The sequence below is a fragment of the Mesorhizobium sp. P171375 genome, from assembly GCF_057786075.1.
Genome location: NZ_JBYNWF010000001.1, coordinates 2759833 through 2779545 on the forward strand (window position 1 = coordinate 2759833; position 19713 = coordinate 2779545).

Annotated in this window: 21 protein-coding genes; 12 read left to right on the forward strand and 9 right to left on the reverse strand. The window is 62.1% G+C overall.

Features of this window, described 5'->3' with window-relative positions; all coding sequences use genetic code 11:
- Positions 1-96 precede the first annotated feature (96 nt).
- The gene (locus tag ACYHH6_RS13330; protein WP_352591479.1) at positions 97-390 is read left to right on the forward strand and encodes a hypothetical protein; all 294 of its coding nucleotides are present in this window, start codon (positions 97-99) and stop codon (positions 388-390) included.
- Here ACYHH6_RS13330 and ACYHH6_RS13335 read toward each other — a convergent pair.
- The 3 genes from ACYHH6_RS13335 to ACYHH6_RS13345 are packed head-to-tail and all read right to left on the reverse strand — an operon-like array spanning position 360 to position 3524.
- Positions 360-1211, reverse strand: a complete 852-nt coding sequence (locus ACYHH6_RS13335; RefSeq protein WP_352591476.1) for a TIGR01459 family HAD-type hydrolase — start codon at positions 1209-1211, stop codon at positions 360-362. The two genes, ACYHH6_RS13330 and ACYHH6_RS13335, sit on opposite strands and share 31 nt — an antisense overlap.
- Positions 1208-2497: an FGGY-family carbohydrate kinase gene (locus tag ACYHH6_RS13340; protein ID WP_352591473.1), complete on the reverse strand. Its 1290-nt coding sequence runs from the start codon at positions 2495-2497 to the stop codon at positions 1208-1210. Before ACYHH6_RS13340 ends, ACYHH6_RS13335 begins: the two co-directional genes overlap by 4 nt.
- A complete protein-coding gene (locus ACYHH6_RS13345; protein ID WP_352591470.1) occupies positions 2481-3524 on the reverse strand; it encodes a class II aldolase/adducin family protein in 1044 nt (347 codons plus the stop codon). The genes ACYHH6_RS13340 and ACYHH6_RS13345 overlap by 17 nt, the downstream gene beginning before the upstream one ends.
- A gap of 199 nt (positions 3525-3723) precedes the next feature.
- On the opposite strand from ACYHH6_RS13345, the gene ACYHH6_RS13350 reads away from it, so the two are divergent.
- From ACYHH6_RS13350 to ACYHH6_RS13390, 9 genes are all read left to right on the forward strand, one after another.
- Positions 3724-4506, forward strand: coding sequence for a DeoR/GlpR family DNA-binding transcription regulator (locus ACYHH6_RS13350; RefSeq protein ID WP_192254653.1), 783 nt, complete (start codon positions 3724-3726; stop codon positions 4504-4506).
- Positions 4503-5882 (forward strand): FGGY-family carbohydrate kinase, encoded by a 1380-nt coding sequence (locus tag ACYHH6_RS13355; protein WP_352591467.1) that lies wholly within the window; start codon positions 4503-4505, stop codon positions 5880-5882. Before ACYHH6_RS13350 ends, ACYHH6_RS13355 begins: the two co-directional genes overlap by 4 nt.
- Entirely contained in the window at positions 5879-7423 is a 1545-nt protein-coding gene (locus ACYHH6_RS13360; RefSeq protein ID WP_352591464.1) for a sugar ABC transporter ATP-binding protein, read from the forward strand. Before ACYHH6_RS13355 ends, ACYHH6_RS13360 begins: the two co-directional genes overlap by 4 nt.
- Positions 7420-8421: an ABC transporter permease subunit gene (locus ACYHH6_RS13365; RefSeq protein ID WP_352591461.1), complete on the forward strand. Its 1002-nt coding sequence runs from the start codon at positions 7420-7422 to the stop codon at positions 8419-8421. Before ACYHH6_RS13360 ends, ACYHH6_RS13365 begins: the two co-directional genes overlap by 4 nt.
- 82 nt (positions 8422-8503) lie before the next feature.
- Positions 8504-9442, forward strand: coding sequence for an ABC transporter substrate-binding protein (locus ACYHH6_RS13370; protein ID WP_352591458.1), 939 nt, complete (start codon positions 8504-8506; stop codon positions 9440-9442).
- Positions 9443-9539: 97 nt separating this feature from the next.
- Entirely contained in the window at positions 9540-10433 is an 894-nt protein-coding gene (locus ACYHH6_RS13375) for a sugar phosphate isomerase/epimerase family protein (RefSeq protein ID WP_352593250.1), read from the forward strand.
- A 212-nt stretch (positions 10434-10645) separates the two neighbouring features.
- Positions 10646-10897, forward strand: a complete 252-nt coding sequence (locus tag ACYHH6_RS13380) for a hypothetical protein (protein WP_352593247.1) — start codon at positions 10646-10648, stop codon at positions 10895-10897.
- 919 nt (positions 10898-11816) lie between these two features.
- Positions 11817-12386 carry a TetR/AcrR family transcriptional regulator gene (locus ACYHH6_RS13385; RefSeq protein WP_352593244.1) on the forward strand — a complete coding sequence of 190 codons (570 nt, stop codon included), beginning with the start codon at positions 11817-11819 and terminating at the stop codon, positions 12384-12386.
- A gap of 49 nt (positions 12387-12435) precedes the next feature.
- On the forward strand, positions 12436-13353 hold the full coding sequence (locus tag ACYHH6_RS13390; protein ID WP_352593241.1) for an oxidoreductase: 918 nt from the start codon (positions 12436-12438) through the stop codon (positions 13351-13353).
- A gap of 568 nt (positions 13354-13921) precedes the next feature.
- Here ACYHH6_RS13390 and ACYHH6_RS13395 read toward each other — a convergent pair.
- From ACYHH6_RS13395 to ACYHH6_RS13410, 4 genes are all read right to left on the reverse strand, one after another.
- Positions 13922-14266: an alpha/beta hydrolase family protein gene (locus ACYHH6_RS13395; RefSeq protein ID WP_352593238.1), complete on the reverse strand. Its 345-nt coding sequence runs from the start codon at positions 14264-14266 to the stop codon at positions 13922-13924.
- Positions 14263-14406, reverse strand: coding sequence for a hypothetical protein (locus tag ACYHH6_RS13400; protein ID WP_352593254.1), 144 nt, complete (start codon positions 14404-14406; stop codon positions 14263-14265). Before ACYHH6_RS13400 ends, ACYHH6_RS13395 begins: the two co-directional genes overlap by 4 nt.
- An 11-nt stretch (positions 14407-14417) precedes the next feature.
- Positions 14418-14807, reverse strand: a complete 390-nt coding sequence (locus tag ACYHH6_RS13405) for a VOC family protein (RefSeq protein ID WP_352593235.1) — start codon at positions 14805-14807, stop codon at positions 14418-14420.
- 143 nt (positions 14808-14950) lie between these two features.
- Entirely contained in the window at positions 14951-15556 is a 606-nt protein-coding gene (locus ACYHH6_RS13410; RefSeq protein WP_352593232.1) for a TetR/AcrR family transcriptional regulator, read from the reverse strand.
- A 58-nt stretch (positions 15557-15614) separates the two neighbouring features.
- On the opposite strand from ACYHH6_RS13410, the gene ACYHH6_RS13415 reads away from it, so the two are divergent.
- Together ACYHH6_RS13415 and ACYHH6_RS13420 are read left to right on the forward strand one after the other, a co-directional pair.
- The gene (locus tag ACYHH6_RS13415; protein ID WP_352593229.1) at positions 15615-16058 is read left to right on the forward strand and encodes a DUF2147 domain-containing protein; all 444 of its coding nucleotides are present in this window, start codon (positions 15615-15617) and stop codon (positions 16056-16058) included.
- Positions 16059-16125: 67 nt separating this feature from the next.
- Entirely contained in the window at positions 16126-17325 is a 1200-nt protein-coding gene (locus ACYHH6_RS13420; protein ID WP_352593226.1) for a DUF5360 family protein, read from the forward strand.
- Between the two features lie 73 nt (positions 17326-17398).
- Here ACYHH6_RS13420 and ACYHH6_RS13425 read toward each other — a convergent pair whose 3' ends face one another.
- Together ACYHH6_RS13425 and ACYHH6_RS13430 are read right to left on the reverse strand one after the other, a co-directional pair.
- Complete coding sequence (locus ACYHH6_RS13425) at positions 17399-18223, reverse strand: alpha/beta hydrolase (RefSeq protein ID WP_352593223.1); 825 nt, start codon at positions 18221-18223, stop codon at positions 17399-17401.
- Positions 18220-19668, reverse strand: coding sequence for an NAD-dependent succinate-semialdehyde dehydrogenase (locus ACYHH6_RS13430; RefSeq protein WP_435053490.1), 1449 nt, complete (start codon positions 19666-19668; stop codon positions 18220-18222). Before ACYHH6_RS13430 ends, ACYHH6_RS13425 begins: the two co-directional genes overlap by 4 nt.
- Between the last annotated feature and the right edge of the window lie 45 nt (positions 19669-19713).

Sequence of the window (19713 nt, forward strand, 5' to 3'; positions counted from 1 at the left end):
TCTGGAGAAAAAGTAAGCCCGCTGCCTGGGCGGGGGCTTGGGGTTAGGCCCGGGCCTTAGGCGGCGGCGGGCTTTCAAAGTACGATCCTGCGGCGCATGATCGACACGCTTGGAATGCAGGAAGGAAGGTCGGGGCCAACGAGCGCTAAAACCGAGACAGGCATGGGCGATCCGCTGATTGTCAGCGGCGGCGAAGCAGTATCGTTTGGCGATGTGCCGTTTGGTCCGATGCGGCTCTCGTTACGCGGACGCTTTTCGATTTCGAAACATCGGCACAACGCCATAGCGCTCGGCAATGATCCGCCGCTAGGAAAAACTGCTCGGCGGGATTCAGGCGCGAGCGTGCCAGGTCAATCAAATCAGCAATATCTGAAGCGATCCATCGTGTAATCCGGGTAGGCGTCCATCGTGTCGAACAAGTCGATCAGGTCAGCGGTGTCCGCCAATATTCCAGACTGAACCAGCACCGTGGACACGCCGGCAGCAAGCCCGCCGGCGATGTCGTGTTCGACGCTGTCGCCGACGCAGACCACGGTGCTGCGGTGCGGATTGCCTACCAGCGCTAGCGCGGTGTCGAATATCGCAGGGTAAGGCTTGCCGACACGCGTGACGCTACCACCGAGGTTCTCGTAGAGATCCGCCAGCTGGCCGGCACCGAAGCGCGGCCCTACCGGCGTCAGCATGATCTTGTCCGGGTTGGTGCAGAAGCATGCCACCTGCCGCGCTGCAGCTGGTGCAAGAAGCCTGCGGTAGTGGTCGAGATCGTAGCGGTCGCCCTCGCTGGCCGAAATCAGCACCAGCCCGGCATCGTCACCGTCCTTGGTCAATGCGAAGGGCAGACCTTCGATCGCAGAGCGGTCATCGTCGCGGCTTATCAGCAGGCATTTCGTGTTTGGCAGCAGCCTTCCGGATGCCGCCATGTCGTGAAAGAGCTCCCACGCTACCTCGCCGGAAGAGACAAAATGGTCCCAGCTTCTTGGTTCGAAGCCGAGCTTTAGCAGCCGGCTCTCATTAGGCCCCGCCCGCTTGCCCGAGTTCGAGATCAGCACGATGGTCTTGCCGGCGCGCTTCAGGGCCGACAGTGCTTCCACCGCGCCTGGATAGGGGCTGGTGCCATCATGCAAAACGCCGAACTGATCGAGCAGGAAAACATCATAGCGCTCGGCCAGCGGCCTGATGCCGTTGAGGTGTTCGACTGGTTTGGCACTCATAGAAGCCCCGCCATGCTTGCGCCCATTAGCGCCAACCGCGCCGTGCCGGCAGCGGCTTCGTCCGAAAGCGGCGGCAGAAAATCAACGCCCAGTCTACGCTGCCGGATCGCCGTCCAGGTGGCATTTGCCGCGCCGCCACCGACGCTTCTGACCGACGTCAGCCGCGGCGCGCCGAGCTCTGCGAGCCTGTCATAGCCGAGCGCCTCGATCGCCGCGATACCCTCCAACATCGCTTTCAGAAAGTCGGCGTCCTCCACCGGTCGCGGCACAAGCCGCGGCGGCAGTTCCGGATCGGCGATCGGAAAGCGTTCGCCTGCAGCGGCAAGAGGATAATAGTCGAGGCCGGCCTCGGTCATCGGGTCGATCGCCATGCTTAGCTCGATGATGCGCGCCAGAGGGAAATGCTGTTTCAGCACCTTGCCGCCGGAGTTCGATGCGCCGCCCGCCAGCCAGACATCTCCAAGCCGATGGCTGTAGACGCCGAAGCGTGGCGCCGAGATCGGCCGATCGGACAGGATCTTGACGGTCAACGACGATCCCAGCGCGGTGACGCCGTCACCGATGGTCGAGGCACCTGTCGCCAGGAACGACGCACAGCCATCGGTCGTGCCGGCGACGACGGCCATCTCGCGCGGTAAGCCGAACATGTCCGCGGCATCCGCGGTGAGCTTGCCGACGACATCGCCCGGCCTGGCGACACCGGGCAGCAACTCCATGCGCATTCCGGTCGCCGCAATCCAGTCCGGCCAGGAGCGGGCCGCGACATCGTAACCCGTTTTCAAGGCATTGTTCTCGTCGCTGACATCGAGGCGACCGGAGAATTGTCCAGCGATCCAGTCCGCCTGATGCAGCACCGCGGCAACGCCGGGCGTGCGCTGGAACCAGAGCGCCTTAGCGAGACCGGACGTCGCCCCAAGTGCGGCACTGGTCGCTGGGGCTTCGCGAGCGATAGCGGCCAGAATGGCGTTGTCGGCGACCGTATCGTTGTACATCAGCGGCCCGGCCAGCGGCCGCCCGGCGCCGTCGATCGGCAGCAACGTGCCTGAAGTGCCGTCAACAGCGATCGATCGGACCGCTGTTCGATCGATGCGCGAAAGCAACTCCGCCAGCGCTGCGCCGACCGCTGACCACCACACTGCTGGGTCGCGGGCATTCTGGCCAAACGACTCGAGCGGAACGGCGGACCGGGCGGCAATGGAAAAATCCGGACGCATGGCGACGGCCCGCGCACCGGACGTGCCGATGTCGATGCCTATGGCAAGCGGCGTGTCAGCGGCTGGCGGCATTGAGTTTCTGGCGATACTTCTCGGCGTCCCAGTTGATTAGCTCATCATTCTCGGCGGCGGTGAGGTAGTTCAGCCGCGCCGCAATGTCGATCCGTGCCGTCACGTCGGCAAGGCAGCGTTGCATGGCGTCGGCGCCAGCACTGGCGTCGCCGCGCATCAGCACGCCCAGCCCGGGAAACAGGATCGCCGCGGGCTTGGCACCGCACCGCTCTGTGACGCGCGGCACATCCTCACCGGGCTTCGCCAGCACCGATCCCCGGCCCAGAAAGATGACATGATCGGGATAGAGGCTGCCCCCGGACGCCATGCGGCGGCTTTCGGGATCGATGGCGACCGCATGCGCCTCGATTTCCACCGGCAGCCTATAACCGGTGTTCCCGGCCAGTGCCGTCAATGCCGCAACATCCGGTTCCACCACCTGGCGCGCCGGCCGCGCCAGAAGCAGCGTGACGCGGCGCAGCAGCACTTCGACCTCGGCGACGGTATCGGCCGCGACGACCAGCCCGTGATTGGCAAGGATCAGCACGTCGACCCCCGGCTGAAGCCGCGCGGCAATACCCTGCGCAAGCGGCAGGCCCGGCCGGAAATAAGGAACATACGCCCATTTGAGGCCATTGAGGCGTTTGGCGGCTTGCACCTCGCAATCGGCCTGTACCGCCAGCGAAATGGTTTCGACGCAATGGACATGCAGGACCACGCGCTGCGGCATCAGCGCGTGAACGGTGGTTTCAATCGAAGGGCGCAGGCGGCGGACGTTGAGCGTCTCGATGGCGAAGATCTGCGGCTGGTCGGCGGCGCTGTCATGCTGTTCGACAGCCCTGAGCAGTGGCGTCATCGCCACCGGCACCATGATGTCTTCGGAGAGCGCATCCTTCAGCCAGGTGCCGGAAGCCTTGATCCACAGTGTGTCGCCTGCTTTCAGCGAGGTGTTGCCGCCGGCGGCCTGGGTCAGATTTGGGCTGCGCCCGATGCTGGCCGAAAGCGACCGCAAAGCAGCCATTTCCTGCGCATCCGCATAGGTCGCCATGGCCCATTTCCTCTATCAGCTCCGCCAGCCTCGCAGCTTCGGATACACCGTCGCTGGGCGAATGTTGATGTTTGTATCGCAGACGCGAGCGACTTACGTCAACAGTGATCTAATATCATCAAACGTTCTTGCAATCAGAGAGCATTTGAGTAAGTTACATCAAAGGCCGTGGCAAAACGGCTTCCGGGAGGAAAAACGATTGAGCGACTCCGGCCGCCAGCGTCAGATCGTCGAGTTGCTGCGGGATCGCCCCTTCGCATCGGTGCGGGAGCTGCAGGAGCGGCTTGGCGTGTCGGCGGCGACGGTGCGGCGCGACATCGACAAGATCGACGAGGCCGGCGAAGCAAGGAAGGTTTATGGCGGCATCTCGGCGCTCGATGGTTCTTCGCACGCGGGTGTCGCCTATGCTCGGCCCTATGACGAGAACCGCGACCTTGCGGTCGAGGCCAAGCGGCAGATCGCCGCGCTCGCAGCGACCATGGTCCGTGACGGCGACGCCGTCATCGTTCACGGCGGTTCGACCTGCTTTCATCTCGGCGTCAAGCTCGCCGATCGCAACATCCGGCTCTACACCAACTCGATGCCGCTGGCGGCCTATCTCAGCGACCACGGCCATTGCAGTCTGACCGTCGCCGGCGGCGACCTTTACCGCGAGCCGGGCATCATCCATTCGCTGACCCAGGCGGTGCCGTTCTACGCCTCGAAATTCTTTCTCGGCGCGCAAGGCATCGGCCAGGACGGCTTGCTGGAATCGCACCCGCTGCTGGTCCGCTCGATCGTCGAGCTCAGCCTCTGCGCCGACCAGATCGTGGTGCTGGCCGACAGCCGCAAACTGTCGATCCACGCGCGCAACGTGGCGCTGCCGCTATCGCGCATCGGCACGCTGGTCACCGATGACGGCCTGTCCGATACCGATGCGCGCATGCTCGAAGACGCCGGCGTCATGGTGCGGATAGCCTCTTCTTCGGGAGGCGGCCAGTGAACACAGCCGTCCTCGATTTCGGTAAGACCAATTCGAAGCTGTTCGTTTTCGCCCCGGACGGACGCATCCTCGACCAGCGCCGGACCCGGCCGAACTGGATGCGCAAAGATGGCTTCAGCGTGCTTGATGAGGCAGCGCTTCACGATTGGGCGGTTGGAGCCGTCAGCGAGGTCGCCGACATCCATGGTATCGAGGGCGTGATGGTGTCGGGCCATGGCTGCACCTTTGCCCTCGTCGACGAGGCGGCTCTGACGCATCCGATCCTCGATTACGAGCAGGAGCCGCCGGCCGAGTTCGCCGCGCAAATCGATCGCCGCATTCCGGATTTTGCCGAGACCTTCTCGCCACGGTTGCCACTCGGCTTCAACTACGGTCGCCACATGCTGTGGCTACAGGCGGTGCAACCCGGTGCATTCACCGCCGCGAAATCGATCCTCGGCTATCCGCAATACTGGAGCTGGCGGTTTGGCGGCCGGCCGGTATCGGAAGTCTCCTATCTCGGCTGCCACTCGCATCTATGGGCGCCGCGCAAACGCGATTTCTCCTCGCTGGTCGACGCCGAAGGCTGGCGCGGCCAGATGCCCGGCTTCGAGCGCGCCGGCGCGGTGATCGGCGAGCAGCGCTTCGGCCAGGCCCCGAAGCCGATCGCCATCCACAACGGCGTCCATGACTCGAATGCCGCGCTCCATGCCTATCGCCGCCAGCAGCTTGGGCCGGTGACCGTGGTCTCGACCGGCACCTGGGTCATCGTGCTCAATCCGGACTGCCCGATCGACGCGCTCGACGGCGAGCGCGACATGCTGGTCAATGTCGATGTCGACGGCGGCCCTGTGCCGACCATCCGCTTCATGGGCGGCCGCGAATTCGCCACGATCAGTCCCGGCTGGCAAGGCCCGATTGCGCCGGCGGCAGTGCAGCGGGTGATCGATGCTGGCATCATGGCGCTGCCGAGCTTCGCGCCGGGCGGGCCGATGCCTCATCGCCGCGGCGAACTGGTCGGGCGTACACCCAGTGCCGAGGAACGCGCAGCCGTGGCGCTGCTCTATGTCGCGCTGATGGTCGATCGGTGCCTCGAGCTGATCCATTCCGACAACACCGTGATCGTCGATGGCGGCCTCAACACTGGCGGAATCCTTGCCTCGCTGCTGGCGCAATTGCGACCGGGGCAGGCTTTCCTGCAGGGAGCAACGCTCGAGGGCAGCGCCACCGGTGCCGCCGCACTTGCCTTCGAAAGCACCGGACGCGCGTTTGCCACCGAGGCGCCGGAGGCGGTGCGCCCCGCAAGCTTCGGCGGCCTTGCCGGCTACCGCAACGACTGGCGCGGCCTCGCCGCTGACCGGCGTGCAGCCGGAGCAGCCTCTGGAGGCACACGATGAGCGCCGCCGCCCGGATCGATACGGCCCGCCAGCCGGTGCTGGAAATGCGCCACATCTCGAAGACGTTCGGCCCGATCCGCGCCTTGCACGATGTATCGCTGCTCGTCCATGCCGGCGAACTGCATGCATTGATGGGTGAGAACGGTGCCGGCAAGTCGACCCTGATGAAGGTGCTTTCCGGCGCCTATAGGCCCGATCCCGGCGGCAACATCCTGATCGACGGCACGCCAGTCGCGACCGGCGATCCGATCAAGGCACGCGCCCAGGGCATAGCCGTCATCTACCAGGAGCTGTCGCTGGCGCCCAATCTGTCGGTGGCGCAGAACATTTTTCTTGGCAACGAGCCGCGACGGTTCGGCATCGTCGACCGCGAGCAGTGCAATCGGCGCGCCGGCGAGATCATCGCGCGCCTCGGTGTGACCTTTTCGGTCCGCACCCCGGTCGCAAGCCTGTCGCTCGGCGAACGCCAGCTGGTGGAAATCGCCCGGGCGCTGTCGACCAATGCGCGCATTATTGTCATGGACGAGCCGACCACTTCACTGACCTCGCGTGAGACCGACCGGCTGTTCGAGGTGATCGCGACGCTGAAGTCGCAAGGCATCGCCATTATCTACATCAGCCACCGCATGGAAGAGGTCTACCAGCTCGCCGACCGCGTCAGCGTGCTGCGGGACAGCGGCTATGTCGGCACGCTCGACCGCGCCGACCTGAACGCGTCGGGCCTGGTGTCGATGATGGTCGGCCGCGATCTGTCGACCTTCTACAAGAAGGATCACCGCCCACCGGACGAGAAGCGCGCCGTCGCGCTGTCGGTACGCGGCATGTCGGATGCCAATCTCATCAAGGATTGCTCCTTCGACCTCCACCAAGGCGAGGTGCTGGCACTGGCCGGCTTGGTCGGCTCGGGCCGCACCGAACTGGCACGGCTGATCTTCGGTGCCGACCGGCGTACGTCTGGAACGCTTGAGCTCGGCGGCGAGCCGATATCCATCGATTCGCCGCGCGAGGCGCTCGACGCCGGCATCGCCTACCTCACCGAGGACCGCAAGCAGCTTGGCCTGTTCCTCGACATGTCGATCTCCGACAACATCAGCATGGGCGTGCTGGCCATGGATGCGAAGGCCGGTGGTTTGCGAGATTTCAATGCCGCCGAAAGGCGCGCCGCCAAGGCAGTCTCCGACCTCTCCATCCGCACCCGCTCGGTGCAGGCTAATGCCGGCTCGCTGTCGGGCGGCAACCAGCAGAAGGTGCTGCTCGCCCGGCTGCTGGAAACAGAGCCGCAGGTCGTCATCCTCGACGAGCCGACCCGCGGCGTCGATGTCGGTGCGAAGTCGGAAATCTACCGGTTGATCGACAATCTCGCCAAGAAAAGCATCGCCATCCTGATGATCTCCAGCGAATTGCCGGAGGTGATCGGCATCGCCGACCGCGTGCTGGTGATGCGCGACGGCGCCATCGTCGGCGAGGTGACGGCGTCGGAGGGCGAGCCGTTGCGCCAGGAAGCGATCATGGAACTTGCAACGGGAGCGGCTCAGCGATGACCGACAAGGTGGCCGACACGACAAAAGCGGACGACCGGGCGGTCGGCACGAGCAAAAGGTGGCGCACCGCCTTCGCCGCGCTCGGCATGCTGCCGATCCTGATCCTGCTGGCGGTCGGCTTCCAGTTGATGAACCCGCGCTTCTTCACCCAGACCAATTTGCTGATCGTCATGCAGCAGTCGTCGATCAACATCGTGCTTGCGGCCGGCATGACCTTCGTCATCCTAACCGGCGGCATCGATCTGTCCGTAGGCTCGATCCTTGCCGCCTCGGCGATGGTGGCGGTGATGGTGTCGCTGGTGCCCGATTGGGGACTGCTGGGCGTGCCGGCGGCCATTCTCGTCGGCCTCGGCTTCGGCGTCATCAACGGGTTGCTGATCGCCTATATCAGGCTGCCGCCCTTCATCGTCACGCTGGGATCGCTGACGGCCGTGCGCGGCGTCGCCCGCCTGCTCGGCCAGGATACCACGGTGTTCAACTCGGACCTGCCATTCGACTTCATCGGCAACGGTTCGCTGTTCGGCGTTCCCTGGCTGGTCATCATCGCGCTGGCGGTCGTCGTGCTGTCCTGGCTGGTGCTCAAGCGCACCGTGCTCGGCACCTGGATCTACGCCGTCGGCGGCAATGCCGAGGCGGCACGGCTAACCGGCATCAAGGTGCCGCTGGTGCTCCTCTTTGTCTATGGCGCTTCCGGCCTTCTGGCCGGTCTTGGGGGCGCCATGTCGGCGGCCCGGCTGTACGCCGCCAACGGGCTGCAGCTCGGACAGTCCTACGAGTTGGATGCCATCGCCGCGGTCATTCTCGGCGGCACCAGCTTCGTCGGCGGCGTCGGCTCGATCTGGGGCACGCTGATCGGCGGCCTGATCATCGCGGTGCTCTCCAACGGGCTCATCTTGGCCGGTGTCTCGGACATCTGGCAGTACATCATCAAAGGATTGGTCATCATCGTGGCAGTCGCCCTCGACCGCTACAGGCTCCAGGCAGGAGCAAGAACGTGATGGCCCTTAGTCGCCGGCAAGGGAGCCGGTTTCATGTGTAACGCACCGTGAGAGGCGCGGGGCAATTGGAGGAAAACAAGCAATGAAGACTATCGCTAAACTGCTCTGCGGCGTCGCCCTTGCGGCCGTCGTGACCGCGCCGGCATCGGCCAAGGATCTGAACAAAGTTGGCATCTCGGTCGGCCTGCTCGGCAACCCGTTCTTCGTCGCTACCATCAAGGGCATCGAAGACGCAGCCAAGAAGATCAACCCGAACGTCCAGGTGACGTCGGTATCGGCCGACTACGACCTCAACAAGCAGGTCTCGCAAGTCGATTCGTTCATCGCCGCCGGCGTCGACGTCATCATGCTCAACGCCGTCGATGCCAAGGCGATCGCGCCGGCGGTGAAGAAGGCGCAGGCGGCCGGCGTCATCGTCGCCGCATTCGACGTTTCGGCGCCGGGCGCTGACGTCACCGTGATGACCAACAACGTCAAGGCCGGCGAAGAGGCCTGCCAGTACCTGGTCGACCATACCGGCGGCAAGGGCGACTACGTCATCCTCAACGGCCCGGCATCATCGTCGATCCTGGAGCGGGTCAAGGGCTGTAAGGAGGTCCTCGCAAAACACCCCGACATCAAGATCCTCTCCGACGACCAGAATGCCGAAGGCTCGCGCGACGGCGGCCTGAAGGTCTTCCAGTCGCTGCTGACCCGCTTCGACAAGATCGACGCCGTATTCGCCATCAACGATCCGACGGCGATCGGCGCCCAGCTTGCGGCCAAGCAGCTCAACCGCTCGGAGTTCATCTTCACCGCGGTCGACGGCGCGCCGGATATCGAAAAGGAACTCGCTTCCGGCACGTCGATGATCAAGGCCTCGGCTTCGCAGGATCCCTATGTGATGGCCGGGCAGTCTCTGACAATGGCGGCTGATCTGCTTGCAGGCAAGAAGCCGGCCGAGGCCACCGTGCTCCTCGACCCGAAGCTGATCACGGCCGAGAACCTGAAGGACTACAAGGGTTGGACCGCGGCCCGCTAAACGTCCTTCAGAAGCGTGCGGCCGGGGTCGCCGGCCGCACGTCTTGTCAGGCATCGGCTCCGCGTCTGGATCCGATGCGCAGAAGCCGGAGACGATGATGTCGCGTATTGGAATCCATTCTTTCGTTTGGTCGGCGAGCTCGGCACAGGCCAACCTCGAACGCACACTGGCCAACACCAAAGAGGCCGGCTTCGACCTCATCGAATTTTCTTATCTCGACCCGGCCGATGTCGACATCAGCGGGCTCGCCAGACGCATCGCCGATCTCGGCCTCGGTGTCGCGATCAGCATCGGATTGCCTGGTGATGGCGACATTTCGAGCGCCGACAAAGCGATTGCCGCGCGTGGCGTCGGGATACTCAAGGACACCATCGCGCTGACGCGCGATCTGGGCGGCCAGAAGATTGGCGGCATTCTCAGCACCAGCCACGGACTACAGACGCTGGCGCCGACGCGAGATCAGTGGCAGCGCAGCGCCGGCACGCTGGCCAAGGTCGCGGAGACGGCGAAGGCGGCCGGCGTCACGCTCAATCTCGAGATCGTCAACCGGTTCGAAAGCAATCTGCTCAACACCGCCGCGCAAGGGCTGGCCTTCATCGAAGACACAGGGTCGGACAATATCTTCCTGCATCTAGATACTTTCCACATGAACATCGAGGAAGCCGATGTCGGACTGGCCATCCGTCATGCCGCAAGCAAGATCGGCTATATCCATATCGGCGAGAGCCATCGCGGTTTCCTCGGCACCGGCAATATCGACTTCGCCGCGATCTTCGATGCGCTGACGGCTATCGGCTACTGCGACGACCTCAGCTTCGAATCCTTCTCGTCGGAAATCGTCGATGAGAACCTGTCGAAGAAGACCGCCATCTGGCGCAATCTGTGGACAGACAATCTGGCACTCGCCAAGCACGCGCGCGCCTTCATCGGGCTTGGGCTGGAGACGGCACGGCGCAAGGCAGAGCTTGTTGAATCGAGACATCGTCCTTAGCGGGAGGGCGCTGCCAAAGCATTGCAATTTTGCCATAGGGGCAGGCGAGACGTAGATTGCGCACCAACGCTAACGTCAGAACGAGTGGGCATGATGCGCGCGAAGCATGGGCGCGCCGCAAAAATTGGACGACCGGAGCACTTGGGGACTTTCCGGCCGTCGACCCCCTGCTTGGTAGGCCTCCTTGAAACCCGCCTGATGGGGGCCGGCAGGTGAACCACGCTCCTTCGTCCGATAGCGCCAGCGAACTTTGTGCGGTTTCACTCGGCCTTCAGCACTTGGTGTCTGGTCAGCCAGTCACGAATGATCAATCGGACGGCTTCGGGACGCGAAACGTCATGCTCGGCAACAAATTGATCGACGCCCGCCAGTATGTCGGGTTGGAGACCATGATTGGCACGCCGATCGAAGCGCGATCCGACCGCAGATATGGAAAGAAGCTTACGAAGATCGTGCCTCTGTGAAATCGTTTGACACGCTCGCGCACTTGGGCGAGCCGTTCATCTCTCTTGTGGAGATCGCGCAAACCACGCTCCAAGTGATCATAAAGAGGAAGCAATGCCTCGCCTTGCTTGCCACGCGCGGCTATGATCTCTGCAACGCGGTCGAGCGCTCGCTCGATGCGCTCTGGGGTAACTGGACGAGGAGAGGTTGAGTACCGCCTCACAACATTGCCCTCCTGTCAAAAGTCAGCTTGTCTGAATCTGAACATCATAGGAGGGATTTCGCAACGAAAAATACATCTGTTGAGGGAGTGACGGTACTTTTCGACACGGACAAGGTGCTTCGTCAAACGCCTGAAGGTCAAAAAATTGCTCGATTGATATCGATAGTTGATGAAGCCGCAAAAAAATTTTTGCGACGATTTTCCCTTTAAAATCAAAAGCGTAACTTTTTGACGGTCTTAGTGTCGGAATTTAAATGACGGTGGAAAATATTCGACTGTAATTTCAATTAGTTATAGGCTATTTGAACAATAGAGTGGGAGTAACGGGAGCGTAGTTTCGGAAACTGTGTCGTAGTGTAGGCGGTTCACACATCTCGATAGATACCGAATAATGTCCGCTTGTGGTGCCGTTCACGCTTTTGGATTAGTCAGGGCTGGACACGCCATCACCTGCTCCTATCGAAGTAGGCAGATGATGCCTCGGGACTGCAATCAAGGCCCTGAATCCAATGCATTTCCCTTTCGACAGATACCTCGATCCCCACGGCGTCCCTTATTGAAAAGACAGCCGCAGCCTCATGGTGTGTGCCCACACAATCTTTATTCGAGCTTGGTTGGCGTGGACCGCGAAAGATGCGGGCGGCATCACTTGACCAATCTCATGCCATTCTCTATATAATTGAGCATCCACTCACTCAATATCGTTAGACGGAAATATGGCGCGTCCCCTCAGTGAAGAAAAGCGACAGGCACTGCTCGATGCAGCGGCCGAGTTCGTTGCCAACCTAGGCACAGCCGCGTCCACGGCCAAGATAGCAAAGGCTGCTGGCGTGTCTGAGGGAACGCTGTTCACTTACTTTCCAACCAAGGACGATCTGCTCAACCAGCTCTTTCTCGAGATCGAGACCGACCTCACAGAGACGATGCTGGCACCATATCCCGCGGACGACTCCGCCAAAGAGCGGCTATTCGCGGTTTGGAACCGTCTGATTGACTGGGGACTGGCTCACGCCACGGCGCGCAAGGCCCTTCGCCAGTTGAAGGTGTCGGATCGCGTGACGGCGGAAAGCCGGAACCAGTGCCACGCCATGCAGCGGGATGCACGGACGATGGTGGAAGAGTGTCTCGCCGGCCATGCCGCGCCTGACCGGATCGCCTTCTACATCGATACCATTCTCTTCGATTTGGCAGACATCAGCATCAACGCGGTCGCAGCCAAACCTCAGGAAAGTGACGCCATCCGGCAGGCCGGGTTCGACCTGTTCTGGAAGGGGTCCGCCGCCTGAGTTTTAACTGATAAATGAGCATGTAATCACTCATAGATAAGGATCGAAAATGTCGAATAGTAAGGGTTTTACCGAAGCCGACGTCCCCCAACAGACGGGAAAGAGCTTCATCGTCACCGGCGCCAACGCCGGCGTCGGGTTCGAAATCGCGCGGGTGCTTGCCGCCAGGGGCGCGCGCGTCCTCCTTGGCTGCCGCGAGCAGACCAGGGCGCAGGATGCCATCGCGCGGATCAAGCGGATCACGCCGAATGCCGATCTTGTCTGGTTGCCGCTGGACCTCGGTGACCTGGACAGCGTTCGCACCGCAGCCGAGATCGCCGCGAAGGAGCCACGGATCGATGCACTCATCAACAATGCCGGGATCATGAACCCGCCTCTGACGCGCACGAAGCAGGGGTTCGAATCGCAGTTCGGCATCAATCATCTCGGCGTGTTCGCGCTCACCTCGCTGCTCCTGCCGAAGCTGGCGGAGACTCCGGGAGCGCGGGTGGTCGTGACCTCAAGCGTCGCGCATCTGAAGGCCAAGATCGACTGGGATGACGTCAACGCCGACAAGAGCTACGTCAAGACCGAGCGCTACGGCGCCAGCAAGCTGGCGAACGCGCTGTTCTTCTTCGAACTGGATCGTCGCCTGCGCGCGGCGAAGTCACCCGTCACAGCAATCGGCGTCCACCCTGGAGTCGCCGCCACAAGTCTTGGCCGTCACATGGGGCTGATCCAGATCGTAGGCCCAATCGTCGGCCTGTTGCTCAATAGCGCCGACAAGGGCGCGTGGCCGGCACTTCTGGCTGCGACCGGCAAGGTAAAGCCCGCAGGCTATTACGGTCCCACCGGCTTTGGCGGAATCCGCGGTGTAGCCGGCGAAGCAAAGCGCGCGCCGCATGCCGAAGATCCTGCGCTCGCGAAGCGGCTCTGGGACGTCTCCATCGCCATGACCGGCGTCGATCCAGGCTTGCCGGCTGCCTGACCTCACTTACCAGATCAACGCTGCGAAGCCGTGGCTTCCAGCGAAAAGCAAAGGAAATGATTATGACTGTCCAATCGGAACTGATGTGACAGTGGCTTCCATGCGTCAGAAAATTCTTGTTCTGACATTCAAGTGGCGCGGAATAGGGAGGCGACAACGGTGCGTCAGGCCCTCGTGTAGGCTTGCTCTGGGGGCGCCGGTTGGACGAGCCTCGCCCGGGCGACGAAAACCTTGCTAGGAGATATGACGGCACTTTTCCGCTGGTAGCGGAGCGGCTCCCAACCGCTAAAAATCGATTCTCAGAGGCAATCGACTTTCGATAGATGCCGAAACCGTGCGAAAAAATATTTCGTGAAAAATCTGTTTAAAATCAACAGCGTAGACCCGATTTTAGGGTTTTTCGGCCGTCTCAGAATAGCTCTGACATTTCCGTGGGTTAGCGCCGAGTAGCCAACACTTGGCTGAGACGCAGCAGCGAGCGCCCAGAACACCTGACTGTTGGTCCGCAGGGGAATCCACACTTTCACCCTCCATGTTGCTGACCGCTCCGACCATCGCTCCCCGTTTTTTATGGCACTGACCTGGTCGCTGCATTGTGTGCAGGAGTTCCATCGCGCTGGATAAGCTTGGCCAAACAATCCGCAGCGCGGGTTCCATCCATACCGAGGTCGCGAACGCTGCTCATGTGATCGGCGCCGGCGATGATGGTTTGAGAGACATGTAGCCCCTGCTTTCTCAGATGCCTGGCGAATGCCTCGGCCTGGCCAAGAAATGACGGCGTTTCCTCGCCGCCGATAGCGATCGCAACCTCTACTGACGGATCGAAGTCATGTGTCAGAGGCGACAAATTGGTGGCCTCCTCATCCGTTATAGCGATCTCGGTGGCAAGGAACGAGGTCTGCAGAGGCTTCAACTCATACAACCCACCAAGGAGCAGCGCGCCTCTGATGTCTGACGATAGGCTCGGTCATTGAACAGCATGGTGGCGAGATGGGCACCGGCGGAGTGGCCGCTGACAGTCAGTCGGCCGGGATCGCCCCCATGGTCGGCGATGTGCTCGAGTACTACTCGACGCGCAGCACGCGCCCGGTCGCATCGGTGACGAAGGAGCCCTTGCTTTGGTCAAGCATCACCATGGCATTGCCAAACGGATCGCGGACGACGGCGCAACGGCCGATCGGGATGTCGAACGGCTTCTTGATAATAGCGCCACCCGCTTCGACGAAACGTTCCGCCGCGGCGTCAACATCGTCCACAAGCAGATCCACCTCGGGACCCAGATCGGTGTGAAGGACCAGCTCCGTGTCTGTTCCCGGCATTCCCAGCCCGGCTGCATCTGGCGATCGCCAGAGAAGCGGATGCCCAAGGGATTCGGAGTAGAACCCAAGAGCGGCATCCAGGTCAGCCACCTTGAGCATCACGCAATCGATCTTGTGGAACAGTGGTCCGCTCATGATGCCTCCGACGCGTATCTGGGGGTTGGCGCGGGCCTGGACAGTCCGCTCGTGATGAGGGTGGCCAGACTTTGCGCCGCCTCTTCCTTGGTGGCGGCGCCGCGCACGGGTGATGGAGCGTCCCAAAACGGCGGACACACGGGTCATAGTCCCTTGATCAGGACATCAACTATCGCTGCCGCACGAGGCTTGGCATTTGCCTCGTCAGAGCCGTCAATCAATGTGCCATCGAGCCGTAAACTCACGTAGCCATGTATCATCGACCATGCGGCAATCACTTGTGTGTCAGCGCTGATCGTGTGGGTGGTCGCCACGGGCCCGAGGACTTGCTTCACGGTCTCGTAGATGACCGTTCCCGCAGCGTCCAGGTTCACGTCTGTCGCATCAAGGCAATCCTTGCGCCACAGGAGCCGATAGCGATTTGGATGGCCCAAGGCGAACTGTACGACCGTATCGGCAAAGACGCTCAAACGTTCATCACGGCCCGCCGGCCCTTTGGCCAGGGCATTTTCCACCGCTTGCTGGACGTCTCCAAAGATCTGCACCGCAACGGCTGTAAGCAGCGCCGCGCGATCCCTGAAATGGTTCGCCGGGGCCGAATGAGCAACACCTGCACGACGTGCGACTTCGCGGATCGTTACGGCGTCAACACCCGATTCATCCAGGGCCGCCAAAGCGGCAGCCACCAACGCGCGGCGTAAGTCGCCATGATGATAGGCTTGATGGGCGTTAGCGCGTGCGCTCTTCATATTGACACCGTCCATATCGGATTATAAAGATATGGACACTGTCCATATAGGATCGATTATGTCGAAATCCAGTTTTGTATCCTTAGCCATCGCTGCGTCCCTCAGCCTACTAGCGTCTGCTTCTGGAGCACAACCTCTCTCGGGAACCTGGCTGACGGAAGACGGCTCCTCTCGGGTGCGTTTTGAAGCCTGCGGCAGCAACATATGCGGGCAAATTGTCTGGCTCAAAGAGCCCAATGATCCTGCGACGGGCAAGGCTTGGCTGGACAAATTCAACCCACAAGCGAACCTCAAGCACAGGCCTTTGCTCGGTCTTACGCTGCTTAGCGAACTCGGCCAGATAAACAATGGCAAGTATGAGGGCAAGCTCTACAATCCGCTCGACGGTCGAACTTACAACGGCAAACTGGCGCCTGAAGGAGAGTCGAAGCTCAAACTCAAGGGATGCGCCCTTGCAGGTCTCCTTTGCCAGTCTGAAATCTGGACCCGAGTGACCGAGTGACTGGGTTAGGTGCAATCTCTACGCCACTGCAAATCGACGCAAGCGACCAATATTGGAAGCGTTGTCGATGAGCTCTATGCCACGGTCTCTTCGCCGGCAAATCGCCGCGACAGACATATTCTTTCTCCTGTACTGGTTCTCGACTGCAATGGGTTTGTTTCCGCCCAGTCTGGTTTACAGCGACTATACGAATCCCATTCTCGTCGCCTGGAACTGGTCCTATTTTCCGATCGACATCGTCTTCGCCCTGCTGGGTCTCTACGCCGTCCATCTCTCCGGGCGAGGCGACCATGGAAAGGCGAAGGTCCTGGTCCTTGTTGCTCTCACATTGATGCATGCTTCAGGATTGATGGCGATTTCGTTTTGGTCACTCAGGCAGGAGCTTGACCCTCTGTGGTGGGTACCGAACCTGTATCTGGCCGCTATGCCCTTTTTCTACATCCGGTGGGCTTTGGGCAACGTCTTCGAGGCCAAAGAGAATATCGCGCCGACCGGCACGTTGGGAGATCCAGGACGTCGCGATCTTCTTGTTCGACCCAGGCGCGCTCGATCAGCTGATATTTGCTCACCACTGTCCCGCAAGCATGGCTCTTGCCTCGTTCAACGTTGGAGTTCCACCATGACCTTTGACCTCAGCGCCCACATGAACACAATGACCCGGACCGTCCGCAATCTAGAGCGCGACGGCAAGCCCGCCAAAGCGATGATCGCCTCCTGCGTCTACGATACCTCTGCGGCCAACCTGTGGGATGCGCTGACCAGCAAGCCGCGAATGGAGAGATGGTTCCTGCCGGTAAGCGGCGACCTCGCGCTTGGTGGCCGCTACCAGTTCCAGGGCAATGCTGGCGGCACGATTACCGAGTGCCGGCCGCACGAGCGGATCGGCGCGACCTGGGAGTTTGGCAGCAACGTTACGTGGGTCACCGTCACGCTGACGCCGGACGGCCAGGGCACACGGCTCGAGCTGGAGCACGCCGCGATCATAGATCCGAACCTACCGCCGTTCGGACCGGGCGCGGTCGGCGTCGGCTGGGAACTCGGCCTCATGGGATTGGCGTGGCACATCGCCGATTCCGCCACCGCCATCGACCCCGCGGAAGCCGCGGCATGGCCGACCACGGTACAGGGCAAGGACTTCGTGCGGACCTCCAGCACCGGCTGGGGCGAAGCCGACATTGCGGCCGGCGAGGACCCAGCAAGGGCGCGTGCCGGTGCCGAGATGACCCGACAGTTCTACACCGGAGAGATGCAGCCGCCGGCGGCCTGATGCATGCCTTCCGGCAGGATGGCGGCAACGGTGATGGAGGCATTTCTCACCGGCGCCACATGCGCAACAAGGTTCACACGGCCACGAGGCGGGCCAACAGTGACGCGGTATCGGTGCCCGCCAGGCCAAGGTCGCGGACGCTGCTCATGTGATTGACCGCCGCAAGCGTTGTGCGCGAAATAGCCAGTCCTTGTTTTTCCAGCTGGTTCGCGAAGATTGCGGCCTGGCCGTGGAAGGGTGGCGTTTCATCGGCGCCGACCGCGATCTCAACGGCCACGGATGGATCGAAGCTGTGGTTGATCGGCGAGAACCGGCGGACGTCTTCATCGGTGATCGCGATTTCGGCGGCAAGGAACGAGGTCTGCAACGGCTTCAGGTCGTAAAGGCCGCCGAGCAGCAGTGCGGCTTTGATGCGGGAAGGCTGGCTGTCGCCGTCGAAAAGCATCGTTGCCAGATGCGCTCCGGCGGAATGACCGCTGACGGTCAGCAGATCGGGATTGCCGCCATGGTCTGCAATATGGTCGAGCACCCATCGCCTGGCGCGGCGCACCTGGTCGACGATCGTGGCCATCCTGACGGCAGGCATCAGCGCGTAGTCGACAATGACCGCGATCGCACCTGCCTTCGTCACGGTCTCGGCGACATAGGAATAGTCGCGCTTGGAGAACATGCGCCAGTAGCCACCGTGGATGAACATGTGCACCGGCAGCCGGTCTCGTTCGCCCTGGGGAAAGAACAGATCCATGGTCTCCGTGGCGTCAGGCCCGTAGGCGACATCGGCGACCATTGGAACGTTCGCCCTGGTAGCCTCGCTTCTGCGCACGATGTCGGCGACGATGTCGTCGAACTCGACCACGTGGTCGCGAATGCGAAACGGATCTTTGGCGTGTCCGCTCACAGGGTCACGGCGATGTACTTCGCCTCCATGAACTCGGCAACGCCGTGCTTCTGACCACCTTCGCGGCCCAGCCCGCTCTGCTTGACCCCGCCGAAAGGCGCCGCCGGATCCGACATCAGGCCGCGGTTCAGGGCGATCATGCCCGACTCGATCTTCGATGCCACACGCATCCCTCGGGCCAGGTCACGCGTGTAGATGTAGGCCGCGAGACCGTATTCGGTGTCATTGGCCTTTGCGATGGCATCCGCCTCGCTGCCGAAGCGCATGATCGGCGCCACCGGACCGAATATCTCCTCATGTACCATTGCAGCGTCGACGGACACGTCGCGAAGCACCGTCGGTGGGTAAAAGTAACCTTTGCCTTCGGCGATCGCTCCACCGCACAGAACCTTGGCGCCACGGGCAACCGCGTCCTGGACGAGCCGGTCGATCTTGTCCACGGACTTCCTGGTGATCATCGGACCACACTCGGTTTCCGAGTGTGTGCCGGGGCCTATTGTGAGCGCGGCCATGCGTTTGCTCAACCCATCGGTGAAGGCATCATGGATGCCGGCCTGCACGTAAAGGCGGTTGGCGGCGGTGCAGGCTTCGCCGGCGTTGCGCATCTTGGCAACCATCGCCCCGTCGAGTGCCGCTTCCAGGTCGGCGTCGTCGAAGACGATGAACGGTGCGTTGCCGCCAAGCTCCATGGAACAGGAGACGACGTGTTTTGCAGCCTCGGCAAGGAGTGCGCGGCCAACGCCTGTCGAGCCGGTGAATGACAGTTTTCGCACGCGTGGATCGGCCAGCATTGCCGCCGTCACCGGCCCTGGGGTCGAGGTCGTCAGGACGTTGACGACGCCAGGCGGCACGCCGGCTTCCGCGTAGAGCGCTGCTAGCGCATAGGCGGTCAGCGGCGTCTCGCTGGCGGGCTTCAGGATAACCGTGCAGCCGGCCGCCAGCGCCGGCGCGATTTTGCGTGTCGCCATGGCGGCCGGAAAATTCCATGGCGTGATGAGCACGCAAATGCCGATGGGCTGGTAGTCGACAATGATCCGGTTCGCGCCCGAGGGCGCAATGCCGAACTCGCCGCTGATGCGGACCGCCTCCTCGGCGTTCCAGCGAAAAAATTCCGCCGCGTAAGCGACTTCACCGCGCGCATCGCGCAGCGCCTTGCCATTCTCCAGCGAGATCAGCGCAGCCAACGTCTCCGCCCGCTCGGTCATCAGTTCGAAGCAACGCCGCAGGATTTCCGAACGTCTGCGCGGCGGGGTCTCGCGCCAGCCGGCCGCTGCCTTCGCGGCCGCGTCGACGGCGGAGGCTGCGTCGGCGAGCGTGGCATCGGGAACCGCCGCGATCACGGCTTCGGTCGATGGATCGACCACTTCGATCACGCCGCCCTCGGACGAGGGCTGCCAGCGTCCACCGATGTAGAGACCGTGCGAGGCCGTGGCGTAGTCGAACATGTCTTGATCCTCGTCGGATATGTCTGCGGCGATATTCATGGGATG